The sequence below is a fragment of the Vibrio sp. B4-6 genome, assembly GCF_963888245.1.
Lineage (GTDB): Bacteria > Pseudomonadota > Gammaproteobacteria > Enterobacterales > Vibrionaceae > Vibrio > Vibrio anguillarum.
This window is the reverse complement of record NZ_CAWPIM010000001.1, coordinates 11,889-32,519: the sequence shown is the minus strand read 5'-3', so window position 1 is coordinate 32,519 and position 20,631 is coordinate 11,889. Positions and strand designations below refer to the sequence as shown.

Below are 20,631 nucleotides of genomic sequence, written 5' to 3'. Positions count from 1 at the left end.
TGTATGTTTCGATATAAAGAAATTCTGCTTGTAGATGATGAGCCAGCGGTACTTAAAGCTTTAACTCGTGAATTCAAACCGCATTTTTCTGTGGTTCATTGTGCGAGTAGCGGCCTTGAGGCTCTGACTATTTTAGAGCGGCACCCTATCGAAATTGTGATTTCTGATTATCGAATGCCTAATATGGATGGGACAGAGCTGGTCGTCAATATTCGCAATAAGTATCCTCATGTTGTAACCATTATTCTATCTGGTCAAGCTGACATCAAAGGTTTGTCTCGTGCTTTGAACGAAGGGAAATTGCATCGTTTTCTCCAAAAACCATGGGATAGAGAGGAGCTGATTGAAACCATACGTTTGAGTTTATTGGAGCGTGAAGCATTGCTAGGTAGTGATGTGCTGACGAACTTAAAAAACCGGCGTACGTTAGATGAACAGATTATCGAATTGAAAAAACATGGTGACTCCTCATACGCTTTGGTCATGGTGAATATTGCTAATCTAGACGAAATTAACCATCAATACGGCGGAGCGCTTGGTAATCAATTTATTAAAACGCTGGCGTGGCATCTGAGTGATGGTAATACAGAGCCGGAAACCATATATCGCTACAAAGATAAGCTGTTTATGTGCATTCCATACAGCCCCAAAGGTTATCAAGTTGTGATGCGCCTATGTTCGCGACTCTCTCAGCCTGTTGAAGTCGACACACATCTTATTAAAACCAGATACACGGTTTTGCTCTGTGATGTTAAATCGTTGCATCAAGTCGATGATATATCTATTGCTGACCTTAATGAACGCTCGCGAGTGTGTTTGCACCATCAACTGCCGATTTACTGGCTCGATAATGATCCTCAATCCCGAGAGTTATTGGCGCTATTTTCTGTATTAAACGATATCGATAGACGCTATTTCTGCGCGTTTTATCAGCCGCAAATGTCGACGGTAACTGGTGATGTTTGTGGATTTGAAGCATTAGCTAGGCGAAAAACAGTTGAGAATGAGTGGCAATATCCAGCAAGTTTCTTACCCATAATTGAGCAGTATGGTTTAACTAAAGTGTTAACCGAAAAAATATTGGAAGACGTACTGATGTTCATCAAACAACATCAGAAACTAATTAAAGATCGAAATATCAGTGTTAATGTGCCTGGGAACATGTTGATAAATGGGCAATTTTACGAATTATTGACTAAGCTAACTACAAAGCTCAGTTGCGGTTTGAATAATTTGTCAATAGAGATAACGGAGCATGACTTTATTGAGGATTTTATTCAGGCGAAACAAGAACTCAGTAAACTGAAAGGGTTGGGATTGAGCTGTGCACTGGATGATTTTGGAACTGGATATGCGGGCTATGAATATCTGTGCGAAATGCCTTTTGATGTACTTAAAATTGATGGGCGATTTGTTCAAGCAATTGGCAAATCAGCGTCCAATGAAGTTATTTTGAGGGCAATGATAGACAGTGCTGAATCACTTGAAATGGGAGTGATTGCCGAATGGGTTGATACTCAGGAGCAAGCAGATAAATTGAAAACCTTGGGCTGTTCCATTATCCAGGGGCATTTGGTGAGTCAGGCATTATCATCAGACGACGTGGTCAGTTATTTGTCTAGAATGGAGGAGGAACGATGGAAAATGTCGCACAAAAAATAGCGATTGGTGGTGATAGACTTAGCCTTCTGCTGCTAGATGATGAGAGCGAAATTCTAAAATCACTAACGAGGGTTTTGCGTACAGATTATGACATAGTTTCTTTTAATAGCGGAAAGGAAGCCTTGGAATATTTAGATCAACATGAGGTCTCTATTATTATCTCTGATATGCGGATGCCAGAGATGGATGGTGCCGATTTTCTCGCAAAATCAAAAGAATTATATCCTGAGACGATTCGTATCCTGCTTACTGGATATAGTGATATTCAGTCAACCGTCAGGGCAGTAAATTCCGGCGGAATTCATACCTATATTGGCAAACCATGGGATAACGAAAACCTAAAACTGATCGTTTCAAAAGCAGCGGAGTTTTATCGTCTGACAAAAGAGCGAGAACATTTGGCTATCGAGTTAGAAAAACGCAATAGCGAGCTCGAAGTGGTGAATCTAGCCTTGGAGGACAATAATCGTAAGCTGGCTGAATTTAATCAAGATTTAGAGCAGAAGGTAAAAGAGAGAACGTTAGAGCTGCAATCATCTAATAAAAAGTTAGAACATTTGTTGATAAGTCGTAACAAGACGTTTAAAGATATACTAGGTATGGTTACTGCGATCATTCAATATCGAACGGGACACCCAGCCGATCACGCAGAGCGTATTGCTAACCAAGCGAAGGTAGTAGCGCAGCGGTTAAAACTACCTGAAAGCCAAGTAAGTCATGTCTACTTGTGTGGTTTGATGCACCAAATAGGATTAATCGGTGCGAAAGATAAAGAACTTGAAAAGTTGATTGTTGATCCAGAAACCTCAATTCCTCAGAGTCCTAATGCCAATTCTGTATTAGGTGCCGAGATTTTAGGCCGAATTAAGCGCTTTGAACCACTAGTTGAGATCATTCGCCACCAAGATGAGTTGTATGACGGTACTGGTAAGCCAGGCCATTTACATGGTGAAGAAATACCTTTGTGTTCACGTATTATTAAAGTGATTAAAGATTATGACTACTATATTGCATCACCAAATAATCCACGTCGTATGCATACCAAAAGTGCGCAGAGTTATATAAAAGAGCAGGCTGGAACCTTGTATGACCCCACAGTCGTGGATGCTTTTTTAATGGTAGTAACTTCGTTAAAACACTTGGAGGATGGCCTAGAATTGTGCATTGGTTTGAGTGAAGTGAAACCGGGTATGAAAATTAAGCGTGATTTGTACTTACCCAATGGAAACTTAATGTTGACCGCTGGCAATCAAATTAACTCAGCTTTGTTGGCGAAATTAAAAGAGCTTGAAGAACAGACTAATATGCCAATCGCGGTTTACATCGGTTAACTTAAAAAGAGTGCCGCATCAGCAGCACTCAATTGAATCTTTTATTGTTTTGCAAACAGATAAGTACGGAACCCACCAATCAAGTTACGTGCTTTAAAGCCATTATTGGTCAGTTGGCGGTAGGCTACATTACCGCGCAACCCGACTTGGCAATAAATGATGATCTCTTTGTCTTTGGGCAGTTCATCCATACGTTGACGAAGTTGGTCAACCGGAATATTGATGTCGCCTTTGAGATGATTACCATTTTCACGTTCACTTGGATTACGTACATCCAAAATAATATGCGTGTCATTTAGCGAATCGATTTGATCAAAATGAATGGCTTTTGCATCGCCTTTCATTATATTTGTCGCGACAAAAGCTGCTTGGTTAATCACATCTTTCGCGCTGCCGTATGGTGGCGCGTAAGTCAGCTCTAAGTGTTGTAGTTGTTCTACTGTCATACCTGCACGTTGAGCGACAGCCATCACGTCGATACGCTTGTCGATGCCATCTTTACCAACCGCTTGTGCCCCGAAGATTTTGCCTGATTTTGGATCGAACAGCATTTTGAACGACACCACTTCAGCGCCCGGATAGTAGCTCGCATGGCTGGCTGTGTGAACGTACACTTTTTCGTAATCAACGCCGTCACGTTTTAGTTGCTTCTCATTTTTGCCTGTGGATGCCACGGCTAAGTCGAATATTTTACAGATTGCGGTTCCTTGTGTTCCTTGATAGGTTTCGTTACGACCAAGCATGTTATCAGCTGCCATGCGACCTTGGCGATTGGCAGGACCTGCGAGTGGAACCAGCGTTTGTTTGCCTGTAACAAAATCCTTTTCTTCGATCGCATCGCCGACGGCGTAAATCGCTGGATCGCTGGTCTGCATCTGTTCGTTCACCCAAATGCCACCAAGTTCACCGAGTTGTAAGCCCGCTTCAGCAGCCAGTTTGGTTTCTGGACGCACACCAATCGCCATAATCAGGATGTCAGTGGTGAGTATTTCACCATTGCTGAGCACAAGATCCAGTTCACCTTCGATGTGTTTGTGCTCCAGAGTTTCACCCGATTCTGTGCTAGGTAACGTTGCCGCTGGTTTATATTCGACCGATTTTAAGGCAACACCTAAACGTAAATCGATGCCTTTAGCGCGAATCTCCGCATGAGCAAAGCCCGCCATTTCACTATCGACAGGTGTCATTACCTGATCAGCCATTTCGATCAGCGTGGTTTTGATACCGAGGTGATGGAATGCTTCCATCATTTCCAAACCGATAAAACCACCGCCGACGACAGTTGCATGCTCAGGTTTATTCATTTGCAGCGTCTGGATGATTTTATCCATATCTGGAATGTTGCGCAGCGAATGGGTCAGTGGGTTTTGAATCCCAGGAATCGACGGGACAATAGGACCCGCTCCAGGGGAAAGCAGCAAAAAATCATAGCTTTCTTGGTACTCTGACTGATCGAGCAGATTGCGTACAGTGATGGTTTTCGCTGCACGATTAATGCGCAGCACTTCATTCATAGTGCGCACATCCACATTAAAACGCGCTAAAAAGCTTTCCGGTGTTTGTAGCAGCAAATTGCTGCGCTCTTTGATGTCACCGCCTATGTGATATGGCAAGCCACAGTTAGCAAATGAAACGAAGGGGCCCCGCTCAAACATAATGATTTCAGCTTCTTCGCTGAGTCGACGAGCACGAGCCGCTGCGGATGCACCACCCGCGACACCACCAATAATCACAATCTTAGTCATAAATTACTCCAGTAAAATTAAACAAAAGCGGCATGGTAAGGTAAGTAAATCCTCAGTGCAGGCCAAGCTTTTTCAAGAAAAAGGCCGCTGGACAAATCCCTGTGAAAGCGCTTTGAATTAAGTTCACTCCAACAAATACCGTTAGCCAAATAAAGTTTGAATGGACAAACACAGTTAAAACGATCGACAGCAGTACCATGCTACCCGCCAATATTCTTACCCCATTTTCAATCGTCATGTTGTTACCCTCCGTTGTAAATTAAAGTCACTATAAATTAATTGATTAGCAATGTCTAATGTTAATTTATCTAATTTTGAATAAACTAAATAAGCGTTGACTAAAATTAATTCATTAGTATTATCTAATTAAATGCAATGCGAAGGGGGCGTGATGGAGATCACATCAGTCAATGTGGAGCAAATGAAAACAAATGCGATAGAGGTTTCAGAGTTGCTTAAAACGATGGCCCATCCTGAGCGTTTGATGGTGCTTTGCCAGTTAATTAATGGTGAGGTGGGCGTTGGAGAATTGCAGCAAAGCTCGATGTTAAGTCAATCAGCCTTTTCGCAACATTTAACCGTGCTTCGTAAGCAGAATATGATCAAAGCAAGAAAGGAGTCACAGCAAGTCTTCTATTCGCTATCGGATCCGCGGGTTGTGCAGCTTATTCAAAGTTTGCAGACCGTTTTTTGTAATTAGTTCATTTGTCATAGGTTAAAAGGATAAATAATGTTGTTTTCTGTTCCTTGGGAATCGTTGTTAGGTGGTGTTTTACTAGGGATATCGACTTCACTCATGTTGCTGTTTAACGGCAAAATTGCTGGGATAAGTGGGGTATTAACGGGATTGATGACGCCTAAAACGCATGATTTTGCATGGCGTTTGTTATTTGCACTTGGCATGGTAACTGGTGGTGCTATTGCCGTTTGGTTTTTAAATGCACAAGTGCCGCAAACTTTTAACTTTAATAACGGTGTTTTGGCGCTTGCTGGCCTATTAGTTGGGGTAGGCACTCGATTAGGAAATGGTTGCACCAGTGGCCATGGTATCTGTGGTGTTGGCCGACTATCCACTCGCTCTATTGCGGCGACAGGTATCTTCATGGGCGTTGCTGCCATTACTGTGTTTGTACGCCTTCATCTTCTATAAGTGAGTCAAAATGAATCAGATGTTGTTTAGATTAACCTCGTTAGTGGCAGGTATTTTGTTTGGTGCGGGTATGGTTATCTCAGGAATGGCCAATCCAGCCCAAGTCGTAGGTTTTTTGGATGTGGCTGGTGCTTGGGATCCAAGCTTAATGTTTGTGATGGGAGGCGCATTGGCCGTTTTTATGCCGACCTATTTCATCGTTATTAAAGCAAGACAGCAGCCTATAAATGCAGAAAAATTCTGTTTAGCGACGACTCGCAGTGTTGATATCCGGCTTATCTCTGGTGCTGCGATTTTTGGGTTAGGTTGGGGATTAGTGGGCATTTGTCCAGGGCCAGCACTATCAAGTCTTGCATTGGGTAATATTGAGGTATGGCTATTCTTTGTCTCAATGATGGTTGGGCTTGGTGCAACTAATTTGTTGATCTGCATTAAGAATAATGAACAACAGCAAACGCAAAAGGTTTAATCTAACTAGAATTCAATAAGCAAGTGGAATCGTAACGATCAACATGAGGGATGGGTATGAAAAGGCGAATTTTGATTGCGTGTATTGCCTTAATCACGAGCGGTTATTGGGCCGTTGGCTATGCTGATGATCGTTATATCGTGACCTATGAGCAGATACCACAGCAGATTGCATTTGAAGGTGTTGTCCAGCCAGTTAATAAAGGGACAGTTGCGGCTCAAACCTCTGGTCGAGTCGTTGGTGTGTATGTCGACGTTAACGATTTTGTTAAAAAGGGCGACGTGCTATTAGAAATCAGCGCTATTCAGCAATCGGCTTCTTTAGACGCATCTCAAGCTCAGTTAACCAGTGCAGAGGCTCGAAATCGTGAAGCTCAAGCTCAACTAAAGCGTTATCGACTGCTGTTTCCTAAAGGTGCTATTTCACAAGACCAAATGGATGGCGCTGAAGCTCAAGCTCGAAGTGCTGCTGCGGCCGTCAAGGCGGCAAAAGCCGCGGTTGTGCAGGCGAAGGAGTCACTTGGATACACCAATATTACCGCCCCTTATGATGGTGTCGTGACGGAGCGACATGTAGAGCTGGGTGAAACGGTGGCTCCGGGTACTGCGCTGCTCAGTGGTTTCTCATTCAATGAGTTGCGTGTTGAAACGGCTATTCCGCAGCGCTATCAGCCTGCAGTCACCAATGTTGCTCAATTCCAAGTCATTATACCCACGGGCGATAAAATAACCCCAATCGATTACAGCTTATTCAGTTATGCCGATCCTCAATCACATACATTCAAAATCCGTCTTGAGTTGCCTCGTGCAGACCAAACTGACAAGCTCGGGCAAGTGATGCCAGGAATGTGGGTCAAGACAGAGTTTAATTATGGTCAACGTGAGGTGATGCTCATTCCTGTTGCCGCTGTGATTCGCCGAGCAGAACTGAGTGCCGTATATCGCATCGTTGATGATAAACGACGGCTAAATCCAGTGCGATTAGGGCAAACCTATGGTGAATATGTGGAAGTATTATCTGGCTTGGAACAAGGTGATACTGTCGCAAGCCGTGTATTTACACAAGTAGGTGAGTAATATGGATAATCGTTTAGGCGTCTCAGGACGTATTGCCAAAGCTTTTCAGACTTCAGCGATGACGCCGTTGCTCGCGATTGTTGGGTTACTGATGGGCGTTTTTGCGGTAATGGTTACTCCTAAAGAAGAAGAGCCGCAAATCGATGTGACCTTTGCCGATGTGTATATTCCTTTTCCCGGAGCTTCTCCGGCGGAAGTGGAAAGTTTAGTGACGAACCCAGCAGAGCAGATCATCTCTGAAATTGAGGGAATTGATAAAATTTACTCTTTTTCGCAACCCGATGGTGCGATGATTGTGGCTATCTTTGATGTCGGCGTCCCTAGAAACGACGCCGTGGTTCGTATTTATAATAAACTCTATTCCAATAAAGATTGGATGCCAAAAGGCGTTGGGGTGGGCGAGCCGATCATCAAACCTAAAGGCATTGAAGATGTGCCTATCGTCAGCATTACGTTATCCGATAAAACGGGCACTTTGGACAACCAACAGTTAACGCAAGTGGCCCATGGTTTAGAAACAGAGCTCAAACGCATTGATGGTACACGAGATATTTATACGATAGGTCGCCACCCTACTATTGTTGATGTACGTTTAGACCCCGTTAAAATGAACAGCTTTGGCATCACGTTAGATCAACTGAATCAGCATCTTCCTGCGGCGAACCACAGCTCTCCAATGTTGAAACTGACGCATGAAAATCAGCAGTTTCCCATCCAAATTGGTCAGTTTTTAACAAAAGTTGAAGAAGTAAAGCAATTGGTGATTGGGCTGCATAACCAGACACCGGTATATTTAGCGGATGTCGCTGTGGTTCAATTGGGTGTTGATACACCAACCCAACAAGTTTGGACCAGTGATAAGCAAGGTATTTATCCAGCAGTTACTTTAGCCATCGCTAAAAAAGGAGGCGAAAACGCCGTTCGTGTGGCTGAGATGGTTGAAGCTCGAGTTGCAGAACTTGAAAATCAGTTAATTCCACACGGAATCAGTGTTGAAATCACGCGTGACTACGGGAAAACCGCCGCCGATAAAAGTAATACATTGATCGCCAAATTGATTTTTGCGACCACGGCGGTTGTTATTTTGGTGGTCATTGCGATGGGATGGCGCGAGGCTATCGTGGTCGGTATGGCTATTATTGTGACCTTGATGATGACACTGTTTGCATCATGGGCATGGGGTTTTACACTCAACCGGGTCTCGCTTTTTGCGTTAATTTTCTCTATTGGTATTTTAGTGGACGATGCCATTGTTGTTGTGGAAAATATCCACCGTCATATGGCGTTAGGTAAGCGCAAACTGGCGGATCTCATTCCTACGGCGGTTGATGAAGTGGGTGGACCTACAATCCTTGCCACCTTAACCGTGATTGCCGCACTGTTGCCAATGGCCTTTGTCTCTGGGCTTATGGGCCCGTATATGAGCCCAATTCCCATCAATGCTTCGATGGGAATGCTGATTTCATTGGCGGTTGCATTTGTTTTTTCACCTTGGTTAGCGGCCAAGTTTCTTAAGCCTTCATCGCATCAAGCACAATCTCAATCAACTCAAGGCATCTTTCACCGAATCATGAATCCTTTCGTGGTCTCGGCTGCACAAAGACGTAACCGGCTTTTCTTGATGCTTGCGGTATTTGCGCTTATTGCTGGCTCCCTATTATTGCCAATCACGAAGGCCGTGGTTTTAAAAATGCTGCCTTTCGATAATAAATCAGAGTTTCAAGTGGTATTGGATATGCCTGAAGGGGCGTCGCTTGAGAAAACGCAACGCGTTTTATTTGAACTTGGCGCGGTGTTAAATAGCGTGCCTGAAGTCAGTGGGTATCAGATTTACGCAGGTACAGCCGCACCGATCAACTTCAATGGCCTTGTGCGTCATTATTTTATGCGCAATCAAGCCAACCAAGGTGATATTCAGGTGAACCTGTTAGGGCGAAAAGAGCGCGATAAAGATAGTCATACGATTGCAAGTGAAGTACGCCCCAAGCTTAATGAGGTTGCCAGCCGATTTGGCGGTAAAGTCAAAGTCGTTGAAGTTCCACCGGGGCCACCCGTTTGGTCACCTATTTTAGCGGAAGTTTATGGTCCGACACATGAGATTCGGGCACAAGCGGCAAGGATGCTACGCGGGATCTTCCACGAAACAGCGGATATTGTCGATATCGATATGTATCTACCGGAAGTGCATCAAAAATGGCAAGTAGTGATTGATCGCAGCAAAGCGTCACACTATCAAGTACCTTATGCTTCGATAGTTGATGCTTTGGCGACGGCCGTCGGTGGAAAGCCGATCACCTATTTGCACAGTGAGCACAGCAAGTACCCGATCCCGATTCAAGTGCAAGCTAGTGAAAACGTCAAAGTCCGATTAGATCAAGTGTTGAACATGAAAGTAGCGAGCACGGCGGGTAGTGCATATCCATTGTCTGATTTAGTCACTATTCGCCAAACTCAAATGGATGACTACATTGTGCATAAAAACCTGTTACCAATGGTGATGGTGGTGGCGGATATGACGGGTGAAACAGACAGCCCCTTATACGGTATGTTTGATATGGCGTTCAACATTAATGCACTTGGTCTATCTGTGGAACAGTATTATATCCACCAACCTACAGGGTTAAATGGTGTCGAAATATTCTGGGATGGTGAATGGACGATCACTTATGAAACATTCCGCGACATGGGCATTGCCTACGCGGTTGGGATGATCCTTATTTACTTACTGGTTGTCGCGCAGTTTAGGTCCTACCTTGTTCCGTTGATCATTATGGCTCCAATCCCGCTGACGATTATCGGCGTCATGCCCGGCCATGCGTTACTTGGTGCTCAGTTCACCGCCACGTCGATGATTGGGATGATTGCGTTAGCAGGGATTATTGTGCGTAACTCTATCTTGCTGGTTGATTTCATTAATCAGCAGGTTGAAGAAGGCGTGGCATTTTCCGAAGCGGTTATTCAGTCTGCGGCTGTTCGTGCTAAGCCCATCATGCTTACCGCTTTAGCGGCCATGATCGGGGCGGTATTTATTTTAGATGATCCCATTTTTAATGGCTTAGCTATTAGCCTGATTTTCGGCATCTTTGTTTCTACCGTCTTAACTTTATTGGTGATTCCTGTTTTGTATTATACGGTTATGCGTCATTGATCTTTCTGTTCTAACTATTCCCTTGCTCTAACTATAAAGAGGGCGCTGAGTAGTCAGCGCCCTTTTTATCAGCTTTAAAATGTCAGCAGGCAATGGATATTAAAAATGCAGTTTTAAATAGGTAGATTACGGATAAATTCGCTATGATTATAACTAAAGGTGTTTCATAACAAGAAAAGCGGTGCGAGCTTAATCGTGTTTGAGTCAACTAAACTCCCCAGTTAGGAAAACATGAAACTGAAATCTGCGTTATTGATAATATTTTCTCGAGTGATGGCTGTATTGGCGCTGCAGCTTCCAGTCATCGCTTCTACGGCAGAAGTCGGCGAAGCGCTCTCCAGCGAGCATGATCTTTCTCAACCTCTGGTCATTACAAGCTCAGCCAAGTGGAAACCGTATTCGTATATTAATAAGCAAGGAGAGCCTGCCGGAATCTTAGTCGATTATTGGAAAGTCGTTGCTGAGCAAAGCGGGTTCGATGTTGAATTTAAACTAGTAAGCTGGAACGAATCACTAGAGCTGGTTAAACATGGGCAAGCCGACGTTCATGCGGGTCTAATTCAATCACCTGAGCGAGATCTGTTCCTCGATTTTGGACCTGAAATTATGGCGATCGAGACGCACGTATTCTTAGATCAACACTTACTCGGTACGGATTTTGACAAAATATTTTCAGGTGAAATCGATATTAAGGTTGGCGTTGTATCGGGTGGCTATGAGGCGTATTACGCAGCTCAATATTTACCTAAACTAAACTTGGTCCACTTTGCCACGAATGAATATATGTTGTATGCCGCTTCCAGTGCAAAATTAGAAGGGTTTATTAGCGATTATCAAGTCGCTAATCTCTTTATGTTTACAGAAAATAGCCCGAAAAAATATGTGCCAGTTAAGTATCTCTATTCTGAGCCGTTGCGCTTTGGGGTGAAAGAGGGCAATGACGTTCTTTGGCAGAAGCTCGCAAATGCGACAGATAAGGTATCTGATGCCTCTAAAATGCAGTTATTTAGTCGCTGGATCTACATGGAAACGGTTTACCCAAAATATTTTATCCCGATCATCATTAGCGTAGCTCTGATGGTTCTCTGTATTTACATCTTGATGTTAAGACGCGCAGTCATACATAAAACCATCGATTTAGAGAGAGCAAATCACTTGCTAGAGAAATTGGCGCAAACTGATGAGCTAACAAAAATCAGTAATCGCCGACACTTCCAATCAAAGATAGCAGAATTGCAAGGAACTCCCGTCCCCTTTACCTTATTGGTGTTTGACATTGATAACTTTAAGCTAATCAATGATCAGTTTGGTCATGAAGTGGGTGATCAAGCCATTATTCATGTGGTTAGACATGTACAGAGAAAGTTATCCAATAATGACTTTATTGCTCGTTTAGGTGGAGAAGAGTTCGCCATTATTCTTACTCTCTATACCTTTGAAGAGGTCAAATTGAAAGCTCAATATATCTGTCAATCTGTCTATGAAAATCCAATGCGAGTAGCCAGTGATATCATCACGCTCAGTATTAGTTTGGGTGGCGCCTATTACGATCTTGTTCCTGATAAGGTCTCACTTACTGTTGCGGACAGTTTAATGTACCAAGCCAAGTCGGCGGGTAAAAATCGTGCTGTAGTTGTTAAAGTCGATCAATGTGCGGATTGATCATTCCTATTAACTTCATTTCGGCCATCTATTATCACTTGTCTCGCCCGAGGACAGTGTTTCAAGAAAAGCCATTCCAAGAAAAGTATGGATGATGTTTTTTGGCAACGAAATGACCTCGATTAATCATGAAATAGTGTGCTGGAATTCGACATTTCATGTCGCTAATGTGAGACTTTGTGCCCAAGTCGCGAAAGAGGGAATAAAGAGTATTGCTGCCGCTAATCGACATACACATTTTGATTTTAACATCGCAATACCTCACTGATCGAATCCGAAGGCTTAGCCTATCAGGTTCGGTGAAATTTCAAGAGGAAAAATCAAAAATTTGCAATTTTCATCGTTTCTTTTCTAAGTGAGATCTACTACTCCAAGATCGCATTGATCTTGTTCAATGCTCGGTTTTTATTGATCCAAATCAATACCCTAAGTTGGGAGTTTTCGTTAAATGCACCACAATATATTGTGTCAGTCGGATAATAAAATGCTCTATATAGTGTATTTGTGGATAACTCTGTGAGTATGCTAGGGGTAAGGAGAAATGGTGAAACCTATCGTAATCAAACGTGACGGATCGAGAGCCCCGTTCAACCGTGATCGCATTCAATCTGCCGTGGAAAGTGCAGCTGAACATATTGATAAAGAGATCGCTATTTACGCACTCAATGTGGCGTTGGCGGTAGAACTGAAGCTCAAAGATTACGATGAAGTCCATATCGCCGAGATTCAAACCTTAGTAGAGAACGAGCTAATGCAAGGGCCCTATAAAGCATTAGCTCGTTCATACATCGAGTACCGACACGATCGTGATATCGCGCGTGAAAAGCAAAGTGCCTTGACGCAAGAGATTGAAGGCCTTATCGAAGAAAGTAATGCCGATCTGCTCAATGAAAATGCGAATAAAGACGGCAAAGTGATCCCAACGCAGCGTGACTTACTGGCTGGTATTGTGGCGAAACACTACGCTAAAACCCGAATTTTACCGCGTGATATTGTGCAAGCGCATGAAGAGGGTGATATCCACTATCATGACTTGGATTACGCTCCCTTTTTCCCAATGTTTAACTGCATGCTGATTGATTTAAAAGGCATGCTCACTCATGGCTTTAAGATGGGTAATGCCGAAATTGATACGCCAAAATCAATTTCAACCGCCACCGCAGTGACCGCACAAATTATCGCTCAGGTTGCGAGCCATATTTACGGTGGCACCACCATCAACCGTATCGATGAAGTGCTTGAACCCTATGTGACAGCCAGTTACGACAAACATTTAGAAATAGCAAAAGAGTGGGATATTCATCATCCCGAAGCCTTTGCTATGTCTCGTACAGAAAAAGAGTGCTACGACGCATTCCAGTCACTTGAATATGAAGTCAACACTTTGCATACCGCGAATGGGCAAACTCCGTTTGTCACTTTCGGCTTTGGTCTAGGGACCAGTTGGGCCTCTAAATTGATTCAACAGTCGATTTTGAAAAATCGCATTGCTGGCTTAGGCAAAAATCGTAAAACGGCTGTATTCCCTAAGTTGGTATTTGCCATCAAAGATGGCTTAAATCATAAAGCGGAAGATCCAAATTATGACATTAAACAACTCGCATTAGAGTGTGCGACCAAACGCATGTACCCGGATATTCTCAACTACGACAAAGTAGTTGAAGTGACTGGTTCATTCAAAACCCCAATGGGTTGCCGCAGCTTCTTAAATACCTATGAAGAAGGTGGTGAGCTGATTCATGAAGGGCGGAATAATTTGGGGGTAGTCAGTCTCAATTTACCTCGTATCGCGCTGAAAGCGGGCCGAAATATTGAACAGTTCTACACATTACTCGATAAAAAATTAAAACTGGCTCGCCGTGCTTTAGAAACTCGCATCAGCCGCCTTGAAAAAGTCAAAGCACGCGTCGCGCCTATTTTGTATATGGAAGGGGCATGTGGTGTTCGATTAAAAGCCGATGATTCTATTGCCGATATATTCAAAAATGGCCGAGCATCTATCTCTTTGGGCTACATCGGTGTGCACGAAACCATTACTGCACTCTATGGCAGTGATACACATGTTTATGATGATAGCGAACTGCGAGATCGCGCGTTAGATATCATTAAATACCTGAAAGGGGCCGTTAACCAATGGGCGGAAGAAACCGGTTACGCATTCAGTTTGTACGGTACGCCAAGTGAGAACCTTTGCAGCCGTTTCTGTCGTATTGATACCAAAGAATTTGGTGTGATTGAAGGCGTAACGGATAAAGGCTATTACACCAACAGCTTCCATTTGGATGTGCAAAAGAAAGTTAATCCATACGATAAAATTGATTTTGAGATGCCATATCCAGAGGTTTCAAGTGGTGGCTTTATCTGTTATGGAGAGTTTCCGAATATGCAGAAAAACATAGAAGCTCTTGAAAACGTTTGGGATTACAGTTACAGCCGTGTTCCTTATTATGGGACCAATACGCCAATTGATGAGTGCTATGAATGCGGTTTTACTGGCGAATTTGAGTGTACGAGTAAAGGGTTTACCTGTCCTAAATGTGGTAATCACGACTCATCCAAAGTCTCCGTAACCCGCCGCGTGTGTGGCTACCTTGGTAGCCCAGATGCTCGTCCGTTTAACTTCGGTAAACAAGAAGAAGTTAAACGTCGCGTTAAACACTTGTAAGTGATAGTGAGTAACCTGTTGGCATGAATTATCACCAATATCATCCGATTGATGTTGTGAATGGCCCGGGGACGCGTTGTACGCTGTTCGTCTCCGGCTGTGAACATCAGTGCAAAGGATGTTACAACAAAGGGACTTGGTCGCTGCATTCTGGCCACACTTACAATGAGCAACTAGAGCAGCAGATCATCACCGATTTGAACGACACGCGCATCAAGCGCCGAGGATTATCCTTGTCGGGTGGCGATCCCTTACACCCACAAAACCTTACTTCTATTTTGCAATTGGTTAAACGAGTAAAGACTGAATGTGTGGGGAAAGATATCTGGTTATGGACGGGATATACCCTAAACGAACTCAGTGATCTTCAAAGACAAGTCATTGAATATGTTGATGTCTTGATTGATGGAAAATTTGAACAGGATAAAGCCGATCCAAGCTTAGAATGGCGAGGCAGTGCCAATCAAATAATCCATCAATTTAAACTGTAAAAATTATGTATCTAGTGCTAACTTGAAGGTCATTACTTGAATTTCAAAGGGTTGTGACCTTCATGTTTTCACATTTACCAACACCAACACTCGATCCAATACTTTCATTATCGGTTGCATACCGAAACGATCCTCGCAGCGAAAAAGTTGACCTAGGCATTGGCGTTTATCGTAATAGCCAAGGAGAGACGCCGATTATGCGCGCCATTGCCAAAGCGCAAGAGCACGTGATTGCCACACAAACCACTAAATCGTATGTTGGACTTGCTGGGTGTGAAGAGTTTAACCAAAGCATGGTGAACTTATTATTGTCTGGCACTTCAGTGCTTGATCGTGTGGCTGCGATTCAAACGCCCGGAGCAAGTGGTGCGCTGCGTATGCTCGGTGACTTAATGCACGTAGCACAACCAGAAACGACGGTGTGGATTACGGACCCAAGTTACGTCAATCATAAACCTGTGATGGAAGCGGCGGGTTTAAAAGTGAAATATTATTCTTACTTCTGTCGCGAGACTAAGCAAGTCGATACTGCACGGATGCTTGATGATTTATCGCAAGCAGGGCCAAAAGATGTGGTGCTTATCCATGGTTGCTGCCATAACCCAACTGGCGCGGATATTGATTTCGCCGCATGGCAAGCGATCACCAGTCTTGCGCAGAAAAATGGCTTCATCCCTTTTGTTGATGTTGCCTACCAAGGGTTTGGTGAAGGTCTTGAAGAGGATGTGAAAGGGCTGCGTTTTATGGCAAACAACGTCGAAGAGATGTTGATCACTACCTCTTGTTCAAAGAACTTTGGTCTCTACCGAGAACGAACTGGTGCCGCGATTGTTGTCGGTAAAAACGCACAAGATGTAGCGAATGCAAAAGGTAAATTACTAACGTTAGCACGTTCGACCTACACTATGCCGCCCGATCATGGTGCTGCACTGGTGAAAACTATTTTACAAAATCAAGCATTAACCGCGATTTGGAAGCAAGAGTTAAGTGAAATGCAACAGCGTTTGTTAAACCTGCGTCAAACCTTGTGTAATCATTTGAGAAATCAGCACAATACTTCACAATTCGATTTTATCGAAAGTCACAAAGGGATGTTTACTGTGCTAGGCTTTACTCCAGAACAGATGGCTCAGCTACGTGATCAATATGGAATCTATGGAGTAGGTGATGGCCGAATTAACATTGCAGGCTTATCAGAACAACATATTCCGTATGTTGCTCAAGCCATAGTGAATGTCTCTTAAATATTTATCAGTTTGATTAGGTGGGTCAATGAAACAACACTTGAAACTTATTGCTCTTTTAATGTTGAGTACTGGTTTGATGGCATGTAGTACGCTAAACCAAACCTCAACACAACCAGAGCAAAAGCCAAAAGTTGAAGAGCCAAAACAACAAAATACTGAGGCACAAAAACCGGTTGAAAAACCTTCAAAAGAGCCAGTTGTGGTGAAGGCCAAAAAAACCTCTGATGGTAAGCTTATTTTGGGCGAAAAAGAGTGGGTTTATGTGCCGAGTTTGAACGAAAGCTTCAAAGCGCGTATCGATACCGGGGCGGCCACCTCTTCAATTAGTGCCGTGGATGTTGTTGCTTTTGAACGCGATGGAAATGATTGGGTCAAGTTCAGGATTGAACACGATGACATCAAAAGTGATGAGATAAGTTTACCTGTTGAACGTTGGGTCAGAATTCGGCAATCCAGTGCAGAGGGGACACAAAGGCGTGCGGTCGTTGTCGCTTGGATTGAAATTGGTGATCTCAAAGAGAGAACCGAATTTACGCTTGCCGATCGTACACATCTGACTTACCCACTGCTACTTGGTCGTAGTTTCTTTAAAGATGTAGCGCTTGTTGATGTGAGCCGAAAGTACGTGCAGGATAAACGTAAATAGATATACCTTACTTCTTAGCTCAACCTAGCAGCCAGCACTTGTTGCTGGCTTTTTCTTACCTCCAATTCCCTAGTTGTAACAGCAGTCTTCATTCCTCATTACTTTATTCGATATTTGCTCAATAAAATGATGCGCTGTGTTGAATAATGTTTGAAAACCATTATGTTAAGTTTGTTAAAAAGACGATGGCGTCTAAAATGAAAACATACCACCTGCATTGGTAAACCTAAAAGGTGTTAACTCAGGATCTGATATACAAAACACTGCTTAAACCCACGCCGAGCAGTGATATGACTGCTAATAAGGAAATTGTCTATGTCTGAGCATCAACAAGCTGAAAGTAAATTTAGATTAGTGACACGCAGCGATTTTGATGGGCTGGTTTGTGCCGTGTTGCTCAAAAAACTCAACCTAATTGACGAGATCGTGTTTGTTCACCCAAAGGATATGCAAGATGGGAAGGTGACGACAACTGAGCGTGACATTGTCACTAACCTGCCTTACGTCGCTAATGCTCACTTAATTTTTGATCATCACTTATCGGAAACTATTCGCAATCAAGGTGAAAGGCCGAATCATATTATTGATCCAAACGCGCCGTCTGCCGCGCATGTAGTATGGCAATATTATGGCGGACTAGATACGTTTCCCACTCAGTGGCAAGAGATGCTGATTGCTGTCGACAAAGGTGACTCCGCGCAGTTTACTCGGGATGAAGTGCTTGATTCTGCGGGATGGAATTTACTGAATTTCCTGATGGATGCAAGAACAGGTTTAGGGCGCTTCCATGAATTTCGTATCTCCAATTATCAGTTAATGATGGATCTTATCGACTACTGTGCGAACCACTCCATTGCCGAGATTCTTGCTCTGCCGGACGTTCAAGAGCGCGTTACTTTGTACCGTGAGCATGAAATTCTATCTAAACAGCAGATTCAACGTTGTGCCAAAGTATATAAAAACCTTGTCATTCTTGATTTGACGGGCGAAGAAATTATTTACGCGGGGAATCGGTTTATCATTTATGCCTTATTTCCCCAGTGTAATATCTCGATTCACAAAATGTGGGGCTTTCAGAAGCAAAATATCGTGTTTGCTACGGGGAAATCTATTTTTGATCGTGGCTCTAAAACCAATGTGGGCGGATTAATGCTCAAATATGGTGGTGGAGGCCATCAAGCGGCTGGAACGTGCCAAATTGCTCTTGAAATGGCCGAGCAGGTAGAAAAAGAGCTGATCAGCCAAATTACCACAGACGGCTGAAGCTGGTGGAGCCCTGCATGGCGGGGCTTTTTATCTCATCGCGGCGTTTTCTATACGTTTCGTTCCTAAAACCACAAAGTTACCAATTCTTATTGCGACGCACCACTTACCAGCAATGCCAAGTTGTTTCGTTATAATTGCAGCTTGGGGTTTCGTAAATCTTATTTTTCTCTATACTTACCCAAGTGACTGAATTATTAATAGTTTACACCGATGGAATGTCGCGAAGTTATCAATGGAAGGATTCTAGTATGAGAAAAATTAAGCCTACGCTGTTAGGTGTGACTGTGCTGCTGATGAGTGCTTTGGCGACTGCGGATGTTGTAGAAACCACAACATTATCCGGCGTTGGGCAAGCCAAATATCCCGCCAATTTTTCTCATTTCGATTATGTTAATCCAAGCGCACCTAAGTACGGAAAAGTAACTTATGGCGAGGTAGGTACTTACGACAATTTTAACCGCTTTGCTTCCCGAGGCGCTCCGGCGGCAGGCAGTGGTGAGCTTTATGATCCACTGATGTTTGCGCCCAGTGACGAAATTGATACCTATTATCCATTGATTGCTTCTAAAGTCCGTTATTCTGATGACTATTCGTGGCTAGAACTAGATATCAACCCGAACGCACGTTTTCAAGACGGTAAACCGATCACCGCGCAAGATGTTGAGTTTACGTTCAACAAGTTCATGACAGAAGGAGTGCCTCAATATCGACTGTTTTACAAAGCGGTTAAATCGGTAACGGCGATCCATCCTTTAACGGTTCGTATTGAGATGTCAGAACCTAATAGAGAAAAGCTTTTTAGTTTGGCTCAATCAACTCAAGTGTTGCCTAAGCACTATTGGCAGGATAAAAACTTAGCAGAACCATTAAATGAACCGCCAGTCGGCAGCGGTCCTTACAAAGTCGTACGTTATCAAACTGGGCAGAGTGTCACTTATGAGTTGCAGAAAGATTATTGGGCTGCCAACTTACCAGTCAACATTGGGCGGCATAATTTCAAGCAGATCCAATACGACTATTACCGCGACGATACCGTAATGCTTGAGGCATTTAAAGCTGGGGAATTTGATATTCGCCAAGAGAGTTCGGCGAAGTTTTGGGCCAGCTCATACACTGGATTGAACTTCGATAAAGGATTCATCAAGAAAGAAGCGATCGCGCATAATAGTCCAGCTTCAACCCAAGGTTTTGTATTTAATATTCAACGAGAAGTGTTTAGTGATCCGAAAGTGCGCGAGGCTTTGACCTATGTGATGGATTTTGAATGGATGAACAAAAATATGTTCTACGATCAATATTCGCGAACGCGTAGCTATTTTCAAAACACAGAGTATGAAGCGAAAGGTCTTCCCTCTACTGATGAACTCACTATTCTTACACCACTAAAAGATAAGATCCCAGAACGTGTTTTTACCCAAAAATACCAACCACCAGTGACGGATGGGTCTGGTCGTATTCGTCAACAACTACGAGTCGCTTTTCAATTGCTCAAAGAGGCGGGGTGGGAGCTGAAAGATAAAGTGATGACCCATAAAGAAACGGGTAAAGCGTTTGAGTTTGAGTTATTGATCTACAGTCCGACCACGGAACGCATTGCTATTCCTTTGCAAAAAAATCTAAAACAGCTTGGTATCGAGATGAAGATTCGCTCAGTGGATACCACACAATATCTTAAGCGTTTGCGCGATAGAGATTTTGACATGCTTTCGTCGGCCTATGCGGCGAATCCTTACCCAAGTCCTAACTTGTTGATTATCTGGAATTCAAACTACATCGATTCAACGTACAATCGCGCCGGAGTGGCAGACCCAGTTGTCGACTTCCTCACTGAACAAATTGCCGCCAATCAAGAGCATCCAGAAAAATTATTGCCTTTAGGCCGAGCATTAGATCGCGTTCTACAATGGAATTTTTATCTGATCCCACAGTGGTATCTGAGCCAATATCGTATCGCAACTTGGGACAAATTCGAGCGCCCTAGCGTGATGCCAAAATATGATATTGGTCTTGATACTTGGTGGGTTTCGGAGCAGAAAGCGCAATTGCTACCAGAAAAACGCCGTTAAGAGGATG

16 protein-coding genes are annotated in these 20,631 nt (G+C 43.5%); 14 read left to right on the top strand and 2 right to left on the bottom strand.

The genetic code is table 11. The features are described 5' to 3' along the window. Positions 1–3 precede the first annotated feature (3 nt). On the top strand, positions 4–1,662 hold the full coding sequence (locus AACV20_RS00145; protein ID WP_170907732.1) for an EAL domain-containing protein: 1,659 nt from the start codon (positions 4–6) through the stop codon (positions 1,660–1,662). Further along, on the top strand, positions 1,638–2,993 hold the full coding sequence (locus AACV20_RS00140) for an HD domain-containing phosphohydrolase (protein ID WP_170907731.1): 1,356 nt from the start codon (positions 1,638–1,640) through the stop codon (positions 2,991–2,993). Before AACV20_RS00145 ends, AACV20_RS00140 begins: the two co-directional genes overlap by 25 nt. 41 nt (positions 2,994–3,034) lie before the next feature. Here the strand turns inward: AACV20_RS00140 and AACV20_RS00135 are convergent, their stop codons facing one another. After that, complete coding sequence (locus AACV20_RS00135) at positions 3,035–4,738, bottom strand: FAD-dependent oxidoreductase (protein WP_170907730.1); 1,704 nt, start codon at positions 4,736–4,738, stop codon at positions 3,035–3,037. 52 nt (positions 4,739–4,790) lie between these two features. Continuing rightward, positions 4,791–4,976 carry a YgaP family membrane protein gene (locus AACV20_RS00130; protein ID WP_017042380.1) on the bottom strand — a complete coding sequence of 62 codons (186 nt, stop codon included), beginning with the start codon at positions 4,974–4,976 and terminating at the stop codon, positions 4,791–4,793. 132 nt (positions 4,977–5,108) lie between these two features. On the opposite strand from AACV20_RS00130, the gene AACV20_RS00125 reads away from it, so the two are divergent. From AACV20_RS00125 to AACV20_RS00070, 12 genes are all read left to right on the top strand, one after another. Then, a complete protein-coding gene (locus AACV20_RS00125; RefSeq protein WP_170907729.1) occupies positions 5,109–5,438 on the top strand; it encodes an ArsR/SmtB family transcription factor in 330 nt (109 codons plus the stop codon). Between the two features lie 30 nt (positions 5,439–5,468). Then, positions 5,469–5,888 (top strand): YeeE/YedE family protein, encoded by a 420-nt coding sequence (locus AACV20_RS00120; protein ID WP_170907728.1) that lies wholly within the window; start codon positions 5,469–5,471, stop codon positions 5,886–5,888. Positions 5,889–5,898: 10 nt separating this feature from the next. Further along, complete coding sequence (locus AACV20_RS00115) at positions 5,899–6,357, top strand: YeeE/YedE family protein (protein ID WP_170907727.1); 459 nt, start codon at positions 5,899–5,901, stop codon at positions 6,355–6,357. Between the two features lie 56 nt (positions 6,358–6,413). Continuing rightward, positions 6,414–7,433 carry an efflux RND transporter periplasmic adaptor subunit gene (locus AACV20_RS00110; RefSeq protein ID WP_371319568.1) on the top strand — a complete coding sequence of 340 codons (1,020 nt, stop codon included), beginning with the start codon at positions 6,414–6,416 and terminating at the stop codon, positions 7,431–7,433. Between the two features lies 1 nt (position 7,434). After that, entirely contained in the window at positions 7,435–10,581 is a 3,147-nt protein-coding gene (locus AACV20_RS00105; RefSeq protein WP_170907725.1) for an efflux RND transporter permease subunit, read from the top strand. Between the two features lie 231 nt (positions 10,582–10,812). After that, positions 10,813–12,243 (top strand): transporter substrate-binding domain-containing diguanylate cyclase, encoded by a 1,431-nt coding sequence (locus AACV20_RS00100; protein WP_170907724.1) that lies wholly within the window; start codon positions 10,813–10,815, stop codon positions 12,241–12,243. Positions 12,244–12,787: 544 nt separating this feature from the next. Further along, positions 12,788–14,908, top strand: coding sequence for an anaerobic ribonucleoside-triphosphate reductase (nrdD, locus tag AACV20_RS00095; RefSeq protein WP_026028505.1), 2,121 nt, complete (start codon positions 12,788–12,790; stop codon positions 14,906–14,908). Between the two features lie 23 nt (positions 14,909–14,931). After that, the gene (gene nrdG, locus AACV20_RS00090; protein WP_017046428.1) at positions 14,932–15,399 is read left to right on the top strand and encodes an anaerobic ribonucleoside-triphosphate reductase-activating protein; all 468 of its coding nucleotides are present in this window, start codon (positions 14,932–14,934) and stop codon (positions 15,397–15,399) included. Positions 15,400–15,461: 62 nt separating this feature from the next. Next, complete coding sequence (locus AACV20_RS00085; protein WP_013867862.1) at positions 15,462–16,643, top strand: amino acid aminotransferase; 1,182 nt, start codon at positions 15,462–15,464, stop codon at positions 16,641–16,643. A 28-nt stretch (positions 16,644–16,671) separates the two neighbouring features. Further along, complete coding sequence (locus AACV20_RS00080) at positions 16,672–17,292, top strand: ATP-dependent zinc protease family protein (RefSeq protein WP_013867861.1); 621 nt, start codon at positions 16,672–16,674, stop codon at positions 17,290–17,292. Between the two features lie 315 nt (positions 17,293–17,607). Beyond that, positions 17,608–18,555, top strand: a complete 948-nt coding sequence (locus tag AACV20_RS00075) for an exopolyphosphatase (protein ID WP_038169737.1) — start codon at positions 17,608–17,610, stop codon at positions 18,553–18,555. A gap of 251 nt (positions 18,556–18,806) precedes the next feature. Next, positions 18,807–20,624 (top strand): extracellular solute-binding protein, encoded by a 1,818-nt coding sequence (locus AACV20_RS00070; RefSeq protein ID WP_170907723.1) that lies wholly within the window; start codon positions 18,807–18,809, stop codon positions 20,622–20,624. The last annotated feature ends 7 nt before the right edge of the window (positions 20,625–20,631 follow it).

Coding starts and splice junctions, on each gene's coding strand:
- AACV20_RS00105 (WP_170907725.1), top strand. CDS start 7,435: ATGGATAATCGTTTAGGCGTCTCAGGACGTATTGCCAAAGCTTTTCAG.
- AACV20_RS00085 (WP_013867862.1), top strand. CDS start 15,462: ATGTTTTCACATTTACCAACACCAACACTCGATCCAATACTTTCATTA.
- AACV20_RS00070 (WP_170907723.1), top strand. CDS start 18,807: ATGAGAAAAATTAAGCCTACGCTGTTAGGTGTGACTGTGCTGCTGATG.
- nrdG (WP_017046428.1), top strand. CDS start 14,932: ATGAATTATCACCAATATCATCCGATTGATGTTGTGAATGGCCCGGGG.
- AACV20_RS00115 (WP_170907727.1), top strand. CDS start 5,899: ATGAATCAGATGTTGTTTAGATTAACCTCGTTAGTGGCAGGTATTTTG.
- AACV20_RS00145 (WP_170907732.1), top strand. CDS start 4: ATGTTTCGATATAAAGAAATTCTGCTTGTAGATGATGAGCCAGCGGTA.
- AACV20_RS00130 (WP_017042380.1), bottom strand. CDS start 4,976: ATGACGATTGAAAATGGGGTAAGAATATTGGCGGGTAGCATGGTACTG.
- AACV20_RS00120 (WP_170907728.1), top strand. CDS start 5,469: ATGTTGTTTTCTGTTCCTTGGGAATCGTTGTTAGGTGGTGTTTTACTA.
- AACV20_RS00075 (WP_038169737.1), top strand. CDS start 17,608: ATGTCTGAGCATCAACAAGCTGAAAGTAAATTTAGATTAGTGACACGC.
- AACV20_RS00110 (WP_371319568.1), top strand. CDS start 6,414: ATGAAAAGGCGAATTTTGATTGCGTGTATTGCCTTAATCACGAGCGGT.
- AACV20_RS00100 (WP_170907724.1), top strand. CDS start 10,813: ATGAAACTGAAATCTGCGTTATTGATAATATTTTCTCGAGTGATGGCT.
- AACV20_RS00140 (WP_170907731.1), top strand. CDS start 1,638: ATGGAAAATGTCGCACAAAAAATAGCGATTGGTGGTGATAGACTTAGC.
- AACV20_RS00125 (WP_170907729.1), top strand. CDS start 5,109: ATGCAATGCGAAGGGGGCGTGATGGAGATCACATCAGTCAATGTGGAG.
- AACV20_RS00080 (WP_013867861.1), top strand. CDS start 16,672: ATGAAACAACACTTGAAACTTATTGCTCTTTTAATGTTGAGTACTGGT.
- AACV20_RS00135 (WP_170907730.1), bottom strand. CDS start 4,738: ATGACTAAGATTGTGATTATTGGTGGTGTCGCGGGTGGTGCATCCGCA.